At 66.4% G+C, this 9171-nt stretch carries 8 protein-coding genes; 2 read left to right on the plus strand and 6 right to left on the minus strand.

The genetic code is table 11. The features are described from left to right. Positions 1-64: 64 nt before the first annotated feature. From RUW20_RS10150 to RUW20_RS10175, 6 genes are read right to left on the minus strand one after another with little or no spacing between them, the layout of a single operon-like run. Positions 65-751 carry a response regulator gene (locus RUW20_RS10150; protein ID WP_313952088.1) on the minus strand — a complete coding sequence of 229 codons (687 nt, stop codon included), beginning with the start codon at positions 749-751 and terminating at the stop codon, positions 65-67. Beyond that, a complete protein-coding gene (locus RUW20_RS10155) occupies positions 748-2292 on the minus strand; it encodes an ATP-binding protein (RefSeq protein WP_313952089.1) in 1545 nt (514 codons plus the stop codon). Before RUW20_RS10155 ends, RUW20_RS10150 begins: the two co-directional genes overlap by 4 nt. After that, the gene (locus RUW20_RS10160) at positions 2289-4448 is read right to left on the minus strand and encodes an urea transporter (RefSeq protein WP_313952090.1); all 2160 of its coding nucleotides are present in this window, start codon (positions 4446-4448) and stop codon (positions 2289-2291) included. The genes RUW20_RS10155 and RUW20_RS10160 overlap by 4 nt, the downstream gene beginning before the upstream one ends. Position 4449: 1 nt before the next feature. Further along, the gene (locus tag RUW20_RS10165) at positions 4450-5862 is read right to left on the minus strand and encodes an alanine racemase (RefSeq protein WP_313952091.1); all 1413 of its coding nucleotides are present in this window, start codon (positions 5860-5862) and stop codon (positions 4450-4452) included. Positions 5863-5881: 19 nt separating this feature from the next. Further along, entirely contained in the window at positions 5882-6994 is a 1113-nt protein-coding gene (locus RUW20_RS10170; protein WP_313952092.1) for an ATP-grasp domain-containing protein, read from the minus strand. Further along, on the minus strand, positions 6991-7245 hold the full coding sequence (locus RUW20_RS10175) for a PqqD family protein (RefSeq protein ID WP_313952093.1): 255 nt from the start codon (positions 7243-7245) through the stop codon (positions 6991-6993). The genes RUW20_RS10170 and RUW20_RS10175 overlap by 4 nt, the downstream gene beginning before the upstream one ends. Positions 7246-7275: 30 nt before the next feature. Here RUW20_RS10175 and RUW20_RS10180 point away from each other — a divergent pair, with 30 nt between their 5' ends. Together RUW20_RS10180 and RUW20_RS10185 are read left to right on the plus strand one after the other, a co-directional pair. Further along, on the plus strand, positions 7276-7656 hold the full coding sequence (locus RUW20_RS10180; protein WP_313952094.1) for a hypothetical protein: 381 nt from the start codon (positions 7276-7278) through the stop codon (positions 7654-7656). Next, the coding region (locus RUW20_RS10185; protein ID WP_313952095.1) for an FAD-dependent oxidoreductase at positions 7653-9171 on the plus strand (1519 nt) is incomplete at its 3' end. The genes RUW20_RS10180 and RUW20_RS10185, both read left to right, overlap by 4 nt.

The following is a 9171-nucleotide window of genomic DNA, read 5'->3' on the forward strand; positions in this document are numbered from 1 at the left end:
TCCCGCGCTGGGGAGAAGGGAAATTCGTGAGTCGCGTACGCGACTTTCACATTAAACGTCGATGTCACGACTCGAAAGCGAAACCGACCCCGTAGATCGAACGGATCGGCTCCTCACCGGGGAAAGCCTGGACAAGTTTTTTGCGAAGGTTCTTCAGGTGACTGTCGATGGCGCGTTCCGAGACCTCGAGATGATCGTCGTAGAGCGCGTCGAGAAGTTGCGCACGCGAGAAGACGCGCCCCGGTTTGCCGGCCAGCGCCCGCAGCAGCCGGAATTCCTTGGGCGTCAGTTCGAGGCTCTTGCCGGCGACGCGCGCCTGCAAGGCGTCAGCGTCTATTTCCAGCGCCGCGCCGCCGATTTTCGCGCTGGTGGTGACGCCCGCGGTCGGCTGCGTGCGACGCAGGACGGTCTTGACGCGGGCCACCACTTCGCGTGGCGAGTAGGGTTTGCAGACGTAGTCGTCGGCGCCGAGTTCGAGACCGAGCAGGCGGTCGATTTCGTCGACGCGGGCAGTGACCATGATCACCGGCAAGTCCGAGGTCTTGCGCAACTCGCGCAGGATCGAAATGCCGTCCATGCCGGGCAGCATCAGGTCGAGCAACAGCAGGTCGGGCGGCGTTCGCCGAAGAAACGCCATGGCCGACAGGCCGTCGGCCATGGTGGTCGTTGCGAAACCGTCGCGCTGCAGGTACTCGGCGAGGATCTGGGCCAGGTCGACCTCGTCCTCGACGATCAGAATCTCTTTACTCATGCTTTCTCCAGGGGTAATTCGACGCGGATGTGCAGGCCGCCAAGCTTCGATGGCGTCGCGCTGATCCGACCACCGTGTGCCTCGACCAGGGTCTTGCAAATCGCCAGGCCGAGGCCGGAACCGCCGAAAGCCCGGCTGCGCGAGGCTTCCGCGCGAAAGAAGCGCTCGAACAGTCGCGGCAGCGCGGCGGCCGGCGGCCCTGGCGCGGAGTCGTCAAAGTCCAGCAGCAGCTGTTGTTTGCTGGCTTGCGCGGCAATCGCCAGCTGTCCACCGGCGTCGGTATAGCGCAAGCTGTTCTCGAGCAGATTCGCGAAAACCTGCGTCAGGCGCCCGGCGTCGCCCCGCACCCACCAGCCGAGATCGACCAGGCGCGCGGTGTCGAGCCGGATATTGGCCGCAAGGTAGCGCTCGCGAAACGCGGCGACGGTCTCTTCGAGTATCGCCACCGGCAGCAGCAGACGCTGCTCCGTTTCTCCCTCACCGGCTTCGCGATCGAGTGTCAGCCGGAGGTCGTCGACCAGCTTCGCGAGCTGCAGCACCTGCTTGTGCAGCCGCGCCAGCGTCGCCGCGTCGGGCCGGCGCACGCCGTCCTGCATCGCCTCGATCTCGGCGCGCAGGACGGCCAGCGGCGTCCGCAGTTCATGCGAGCTCTCGGCGATCCAGGCCCGGCGCGATTCCTCGACGCGGCCCAGTCGCACGGCCATGGCATTGAAATTGGCGGCCAGCTGACCGAGCTCGTCTTCGCTGCGCACGTCAATGCGTGCATCCAGCGAGCCGTCGGCGATCTGCCGCGCCGCTCGTTCCAGATCACCAATCGGCGCCAGCAGATGCCGTGCCAGCAGCCAGGCGGCGAGCAGCGAGAAGCCCAGCGCCGCCAGTCCGGCGAAGAGCATGTTCTCGGTCTGGCTGGCCAGGAAGGCCGCATCGAGTGCGCGTCCCGACGACGGCACGGCCTGCAGGGTCAGCTGACCGACGACCGTGCCCTGGTAGACAATCGGCGTTGCGGCACCGACGCCGCTCGCCAGGGCCTTACCCGCCAGCCACTGGCCGTCGGCGTCGATCAGCGCAAGACGCCGGCCAAGGCGCAGGATGTCGCCCGGCGGCGATCTGCCGGACGAGCCTTGCAGCAGGGTCGCAGCGCCGTTTGCTTCGCCCGCTGGCCGCCTGTCAACGTCGGGCGGTAGCGGCCGCTCACCCCAGGGCGGACGGGCGGCGCCTGGCCCTGGCCCGAAGGACGGCGGCGGCAAGCCGGGCGAAAAGCCACCCGCAGGCTCCGCAGCGTTCCCCGAATTCGGGCGCGACAAACGCCGCCAGCTCTGCTCGGGTGCCGCGCGCACGAAGTCCCAGTTGCCGTGCCTGGCGTATTCGGCCTCGATGTGGCTGACCATGCCGTCGAGGCCCGCCAACTCGGCGGCACTCGTGTAGCGCGCGAAACCGTCGCCGAGATTCCAGCGCATGACCAGGGTGAGGAGCACGGCCATAGCCGTGGCCAGAGCGAAGCTGGCGAGGAAGACCTTGCGTTGAATGGTCAGGCGGATCATGACGGCGATGTTTGCGGGTAGGCGGCCGACCAGGCCGGAACGCCATGATCGCCACGATTGCCGTAGCCGACAAGCGCCGCGTCGACGATCGTCTGGCCGTCAACCACCAGCGAGAACGCCAGCGGGCCGCGCGATTCGGACAGCCAGCCGATGCTCTCGCCATCGACCACGCCAAAGGCAGTCGTCAGCCGGTGACGCGAACGCTGACACCAGAGGCGACGAGCAGGGTCCCAGCTGCGCTCGCAATCGCTTTCGAGATTGGCGCCAAACGGATGGCGCAAGCGCCGCGCCAGCCGCAGCGATAGCGGTAGTGGCAACAGCGAGGCGTCCGGCGCGTCACACCACTGCAGCGCTTGGGCAGCAAACGGCGTCATCCCGAAAGCCAGGACGAAGGCATCCAGCAGCCGGTCCGGCGGACCCCGCCGCTGATGCAGAGCCAGCAGGCTGCGCGCGCTGCTGGCCTGCACGCGGCCACCGCCGGAAGAGAGCAGGCTGGTTTCACCCAGCAAACCGACTTCGGCGGCCAGCCGCCACTTGCTCCCCCGCTCCTCGAACAACCATTCGCGGCCTGGCCTGGGGGCACAGGCCGCCGCTAGCGACGGGGCATTGAGCACCGCCTCGACCGACTGACCCTCTTGCGGGTGGCCATCGAGCGCGTATTCGCGGCCGTCTATCAGGCAGTGTGCGAGATGAAACGGTACCGTTGGCGAACCCAGCCGGGGCCCGCGCTGGACGTGCAAATGCAGGTGCGGCTGTGCCGAGCGACCCGAATTTCCACAGCGACCAAGCAGCGCACCCGGCGCGACGCGGCGCCCCGGCTCGACCCTGATACTGCCGCGACGCAGATGCGCCAGCAACACATGCAGGCCACTGCCGATGTCGATCAAGACGTGGTTTCCCCAGTTTTCGACCAGATTCATTTCACCGGGCCGGTTGTCGGCAATATCGCCGCGACACGCCACCACGTAGCCGTCGGCCGGCGACAGCACCGGCTGGTCGAAAGCATGGAAATCGTTCAACTTGGCGCCGTCGCGGCGATAGCTCTGGCCGTCGACGAGACGAACGAAATCGAGGGCATAGCGCCATTCGCCGCGATGCGTATGCGGACCGTCGACCGCCTGCGACACCGCCATGCGGCCAGCGTACGGGGCTAGCAGAGCAACGCTGCCGCAGGCCAGCCCGCGCGCGCTGGCCAGGCGTGCGTTGACCATGCTGTCTTCGGGCGACGCCGGCACCGACAGCCAGAAGCGTGACCAGAAGGTGCTACTCTCGGCGCGCAAGGCCGCGCTGGCCAGCCACACGGTGAGCACGAATGGCGCCGACAGGGGCGGCACGCCGAGCGCCATCGACAGCGCGAACATGCCGGCCGACAGCGCGCTGGCGACCAGCACGGCGCCGGCCGCAAGGATCAAGGTACGCCTGCTTGGCACGGCCAGCGTGCCTCCGACAAAGATCGCCACCAGAGCGCCGTTGAAGACTCCCAGCAAGGCCAGGCCCGAGGTCGGCGAGCTGCTGGCCAGCGACAGCACGCCGCTCGCCAACAAGCCGCCAGCGATTGCCAGCAGAGCCAGGAGCGGCGAGGTCAGGAGTACAGCGGCGAGGACCAGCACGCCGGCCAGCGGATGCGCCACAAAAAACAGCGCGCCGACCTGCGCCAGCGCCGTTGCGCTGGCCGCCGGCAGCCAGTCGGGAAAGACCGGCCAGGCGGGCCACAGCGTGCGCAGCGGCAGGGCGATGGTCTTGGCCACCGCGAGCAAGGTCCAGGCGGTGACCAGAAATGGTGCACCGAGCAGCGGCAAGCCGCGCGCCCCGTACGGGCCGGCGAGCATCTGCCGCAGCGCGGTCGCCAGCGGCACCGCCAACAGGCCGCCGAATGCGGCCAGCGCAAGAGTCCGCGGCTGGCCACCGTAGAAGGCGCCCAGGGCAAGACCGGCGTAGATGGCGTTGAGGATCTCGGCCTCGCCAGGCAGGCTCGGCAAACGCAGCAAGGCGCGCGTCAGCAGTGCACTGACGCCCGCGAGCAGGCCGCAGAGACCGGTTGCCGGATCACACAGCGTGGCCGCCAGGAGCAGCGCACCGACCAGGCGCCGTCGCGCCAGGAACAGCGCGCCATAGGCATCCAGCAAGCTGTGCAGGCCGTCGATCAGGACCTTCATCTCATCCTCCAGCCGCGCGCAAGGCGACGACAGCTGCCGCTGTTGGCGACGCTGCCGACGCCAGGTGTGCCGGCAGCCGTTCCTGGGCGCAGACCACCTCGAGGTCCTCCGCCGCCCGGATCAGGCTCACCTCGCGGTCACCGTGGATCAGCACCACGGCCGGACGGTATTCGATGAACTGCATCGACTGGGTGGTGTTGTAGGCGCCGACCGGCGCGATCACCAGCTGATCGCCGACGGCCAGTGGCGGCAGTTGCACCGAGTGCCGCAGCACATCGATGTTCATGCACAGCGGGCCGTAGAGCACGGTGTCGCGCACCTCGCCGCGCGCCGGCGAAGCGAGTCGCACCGGGTGGTCGTACCACAGCGCTGTAAACAGGGCGTTCAGACCGGCGTCGAGGATAGCGGCCGGGCGACCATCGGCGGTTTCCTTGCGGCCGACCACCGAAGTGATCAAGCTCTGCGCGTCGTCGATCACCGCCCTGCCGCTTTCAAAAACCAGCGCCGGACGTTCTTCGCCGTTGTCGAGTCGGTACGCCGCTCCGTCCAGGAAGGCCCTGCAGATCGCCTCGGCATATTCATCGAGATCCGGCGTGGATTGCTCGGGCGGCAGATAGATGCCCTGCAGGGCGTTATTGGACGGCAGGCCACCGCCAATATCGATATAGCTCAGGCGCGTGCCGTCGGCCTCGATCTCCCGGGCCAGCACGCAGAGCGTGCTCGCTGCGGCGGCATAGGCGCGCGGGTCGAGGATGAAGGTGCCGATGTGACTATGCAGGCCGTTGAGGCGCAAGTGCCGGCTGCCCTTTACCCGCTTGATGGCCGCGCGCGCCGCGCCAGACTCGAGATTGAAGCCGAAGCGACTCCAGGGCTCGCTGTAACCGGTTTTGAAATTGAGGCGCAGCGTTAGCGGAACGCGCTCGCGGCGTTCTTCGGCGATGGTTTCGATCAACGCCAGTTCGTCGGCGTGATCGACGTGGATCAAGGCCCGCTCAGCGATCGCCCGTTCGAGAATCGGACGCGGCTTGTTCGGGCCGTTGAACACGATGCGGTCGCCCGGCACGCCAAGGGCGCGCGCCTTTTCGTACTCGAAGCGCGACACCACTTCGGCCCACGAGCCTTCCTCGTGGAGGATCGAACAGACGGCGCCGTTGTAATTGGTCTTGTAGGACCAGCCATGAATCACCTTCGGATAACGACTGGCAAAAGCCTGCGTGATACGCCGGACGTTGGCGCGCAGACGCGACTCAGAGGTGACGTAGAGTGGCGAGCCGTAGCGCTCGACCAGCGTTTCGACCGACACGCCGTCGATTGCCGACTGCACGTCGGCAGCCAGCCGGCGCCGGCCAAACCTGTTCAGCGATGGCAGCGTCATGGATTCTATGCGCGGGGCTTGCCAGGTCATTTTGGTCATTCTTTTCTCCTTGCGGGGTTCAGGCGGCGCGGCTGGCGAGCACCTGCGGATGCGCCGTGCTGCCACTCATCGCGAGGGTGGCGATTTCATCGAGGGCGACGATCGTTTCCTGCGCGTGACGGATGAAGCTCGTGCCCGGGCGCGGCGGCGCCAGGTTGAGCTGCGACGGTTTGACGCCGTGCATCAAGGCCAGCAGCGCCGCTGGCAGATTGCGGCCAACGCCGTGCGCAAGATAGATCCAGGCCGGAAAGCGCGGGTTGATCTCGATCAGCTGCAGACTGCCGGCCCGGTCGCGGAGCATCTCGATTTCGAGCGGCCCGCGCCACTTGAGGGCGTCGAACAAGCGCCGTCCGGCCGCGTGCAGGTCCGGGTCGTCGATGGTGACGCCGGCCCAGGCCTTGCCCTTGTCGGTAAGCGCCTGTTTCTTCATCATCACTTCGCCGATCATCGCGCCACTGCCGTCGCCAAGCGCCGTCAGGTTGACTTCCTCGCCATGGACGAACTTCTGGACCAGCACCGGGTAGCCCCAGGTGGCGACTATCTGCCGGTAACGCTGGCGAGCTTCCGACGCCGAATACACCACATACGCGTCGTAAAAAACGCCTTTGACCAGCAGCGGGTAGTCCCAGCCGTCGGCGCCACAGTGGTCGAAGAATCGCTCGTCGACAAGACACTGCACGTCGGGCGTGGCGACGCCGGCCGCTGCGCACAGCGCTGGCAGGCGATCCTTGTCGCGGCGGCGCAATTGCGCCCGCTGCGGCAACACGAGGCGAATGCCACGCCGCTTGAGCTCGTCTTCGACGGCAATGAAGTTGGGCAGTTCGGCGTCGAGACAGGGCAGCAGAGCGTCGACCGGGTCGTGCTGCAGGATTTCGTCGAGTCTCTCGAGAAGTGCCGCCGCGCCGGTCGCCGGATACGGTAGCAAGTGACCGCTGTCGCAGCTTTCCCGCAGATAGAGGCCGGCGTCAAGCGTCTCGTAGGCGAGGCCGATGATGCGGCCGTGAAAGCCCGCCGCCTGCCGCAGGCAGCGCGCCACGGCACAGCCCGGGCCGGGGTTGTCGGGCTTGGCGTTGATGCCGGTGAGCGCGATATTCCAGCTCGTCCAATGCGGCTGATCGGCTTGGCGGATCACGATACGCACCTCGTCAGCTGATCGAGGAAATCGTCGACCCCTGCCTCGACAACGGCCCTCGGCTGCTGGCAAAGCTCGACCAGCGCATTGATTACCGCTGTCCGCGATTTCCCGTCCTGCATGATCAGCAACGCGACCTGGCCGGACGGATTGACGCTGTAACTCCTGCCCGTTCGGGTATCGAAGGTGTAGCCGTTCGCGTTCAGGACCAACGCCCTGAGTCGCCGAGACCCCGGCAAGGGTGTTTCCATCGAATTCTCCGGTGGTTGGAGATGGCGCTAGTGGCCATCAATGGACGCCATTCTGGAAAGCGATCTGGTAAGCGCGAGGGAGAAATCCGGGAGGAATTGCGGAGGCTGCTGACGCTCTGGAACGTTGGCCTCGCCGCACCGCTGTCTTCAGCGCCGACCATCGGTGGTCGCAACGCAGGCAACGGGAAAACACGCCAGCAGGGGAAATGCCGCGCCGACACCGGCCGGGCAGCAACTCGCCGCACCAAATCTTGCACCAGCACACTCGCTCGCGCCCCGAAATTGTGCGCCGCATCATTGGTGCTGCGCGGCCGCGGGCGAAAATCCAGCAGAATCAAGGCGCATCACTGCTGGCATGCCGATTGCTTTGAGAGCTCCATCAAGACGCATCGAATGGAGCTGCGAAAATGAGCAAGAAGAAACTGGTGATGGTCGGCAACGGCATGGCGGGCGTGCGCACGCTCGAGGAGTTGCTGAAGATCGCCCCCGATCAGTACGAGATCGCCGTTTTCGGTGCCGAACCGCACCCGAACTACAACCGCATCCTGCTTTCGCCGGTGCTCGCCGGCGAGATGACCATCCAGGACATCATCCTCAACGATCATCAGTGGTACGCGGACAACGGCATCACCCTGCACCTGGGCAAGAAGGTGAGCCGCATCGACCGCATCAAGCGGCGGGTGATCGCCGAGGATGGCACCGAGGAAGCCTATGACCGCCTGCTGCTGGCCACCGGTTCCAATCCGTTCATGCTGCCGATTCCGGGCAACGAGCTGCCCGGAGTGATCTCCTACCGCGACATCGCCGATACCGACAACATGATCGACGCCGCTCGCCGCTATCGGCACGCGGTGGTCATCGGCGGCGGCCTGCTCGGCCTCGAGGCGGCCAACGGTCTGAAGTTGCGCGGCATGGACGTGACCGTGGTGCACCTCGCCGACTGGCTGCTCGAACGTCAGCTCGACGAAACCGCCGGCCGGATGCTGCAGAAGTCGCTGGAAGAGCGCGGCCTGAAGTTCCTGCTCGGCAAGCAGACCGAGATGTTGGTCGCCGGCGAGAGCGGCCGCGTCGCCGCGGTGCGCCTCAAGGACGGCCTGCAGCTGCCGGCCGAGCTGGTGGTGATGGCCATCGGCATCCGCCCGAACATCGCCCTGGCCGAGTCGGCAGGCATCTACTGCAACCGCGGCATCGTGGTCAATGACACCATGCAGACCTACGATCCGAAGGTGTACGCGGTCGGTGAGTGCGTCGCCCACCGCGGCATCGCTTACGGCCTGGTGGCGCCGCTGTTCGAGCAGGGCAAGGTCGCCGCCAACCATCTCGGCAACTACGGCATCGGCCGCTATACCGGTTCGGTGACCTCGACCAAACTCAAGGTCACCGGCATCGACCTGTTTTCCGCCGGCGACTTCTTCGGCGGCAAGGACACCGAGGAGATCATCCTCAACGACGCCGCCGGCGGCGTGTACAAGAAACTAGTAATCCAGGACAACAAGCTGGTCGGCGGCGTGCTTTACGGCGACACCGCCGACGGCCCCTGGTACTACCAGATGCTGCGCGATGGCCAGGACATCCACGAGATCCGCGACCACCTGCTGTTTGGTCAGTCGCACGTCGGCGACGTCGGCCATCAGGGCCACAGCAAGGCGGCGGCGATGGCCGACAGCGCCGAAGTGTGCGGCTGCAACGGTGTCAGCAAGGGGACCATCGTCAAGTCGATCAAGGAAAACGGCTTGTTCACCCTGGACGACATCAAGAAGCACACCAAGGCCGCTTCGTCCTGCGGCTCGTGCGCCGGACTCTGCGAACAGATTCTGTCGGCGACCATCGGCGGCGCCTATACGCCAGCAGCGTCGAACCGCAAGCCGGTCTGCGGCTGCACGGAATTCTCGCACCAGGAAGTACGCGACGCGATTCGTCAGCAGC

Origin of the sequence: Accumulibacter sp., from assembly GCF_032229525.1 — a bacterium.
GTDB lineage: Bacteria > Pseudomonadota > Gammaproteobacteria > Burkholderiales > Rhodocyclaceae > Accumulibacter.

Excerpts from the sequence above, each read along its gene's own strand:
- RUW20_RS10150 (WP_313952088.1), bottom strand. The coding sequence starts at position 751 with ATGAGTAAAGAGATTCTGATCGTCGAGGACGAGGTCGACCTGGCCCAG.
- RUW20_RS10155 (WP_313952089.1), bottom strand. The coding sequence starts at position 2,292 with ATGATCCGCCTGACCATTCAACGCAAGGTCTTCCTCGCCAGCTTCGCT.
- RUW20_RS10160 (WP_313952090.1), bottom strand. The coding sequence starts at position 4,448 with ATGAAGGTCCTGATCGACGGCCTGCACAGCTTGCTGGATGCCTATGGC.
- RUW20_RS10165 (WP_313952091.1), bottom strand. The coding sequence starts at position 5,862 with ATGACCAAAATGACCTGGCAAGCCCCGCGCATAGAATCCATGACGCTG.
- RUW20_RS10175 (WP_313952093.1), bottom strand. The coding sequence starts at position 7,245 with ATGGAAACACCCTTGCCGGGGTCTCGGCGACTCAGGGCGTTGGTCCTG.